This is a genomic window from Acidovorax sp. KPB24-07 (assembly GCF_057543315.1).
In genome coordinates this window covers 1-704 of record NZ_BAAJYS010000865.1, presented here as the reverse complement: position 1 = coordinate 704, position 704 = coordinate 1, and the positions used below count along the sequence as shown (strand labels likewise).

The following is a 704-nucleotide window of genomic DNA, read 5'->3' as shown; positions in this document are numbered from 1 at the left end:
ACGGCCCGCGCTGCTGCCGGCGAGCGGTTCGAATGGCAGGCCCGGCTGGCCGCGCCGCGCTTCGACGTCTCCCTGCCCGCCAGCGGCTCGGCTGCGCCCATGGCCGTACGGCTCACGGCGGTGCGCGCCGAACTAGCCGGCGGATTGCCCCAGTCCACGCTGTCGCTGGACGGCGAGGCACGCGTGGACCGGCGCCGACTGGGCCTGCGCCTGCGCGGCACCGCGGGCACGGCCGCCCCCGGGCAATGGAACGCGCAGATCACCGAGTTGCGTGCGCAGGCCCGCGACGAACAACTGCCCGGCCCCTGGACGGTGCAGTTCAACCAGCCGCTGTCCGTTGCTCTGCGCCAGTCGCCCAGCCTGCAGGTGGAGACCTCGGGCGGCCAGGCCACCGTCTCCGGCCCGGCGCCGGGGCAGGTCACGCTGCACTGGGAGCCCGTGCGCTTTGCCCAGGCCGCCAATGGCGCCATCGCCTTGCGCACGCAGGGCCGCCTGCAGGGGTTGCCCATGGCCTGGACCGAAGCGTTCGGCCCGCAAGGCCAGGAAGCATTGCAGCGGCTGGGCCTGGCGGGCAACCTCGTGTTCGACGGCGACTGGGACGTGGATGCGGGCGACACCCTGCGCGCCAGTGCCAGCGTGCGGCGCGCCAGCGGCGACATCCGCGTGCTGGCCGGCAGCGCCGCGCCCGCCACGACGGTGGTGCA

At 75.1% G+C, this 704-nt stretch carries 1 pseudogene; it reads left to right on the top strand.

From position 1 onward, the window contains the following. Positions 1-704: pseudogene (locus AC27IQ_RS26345) on the top strand (translocation/assembly module TamB domain-containing protein); the annotation flags it as partial.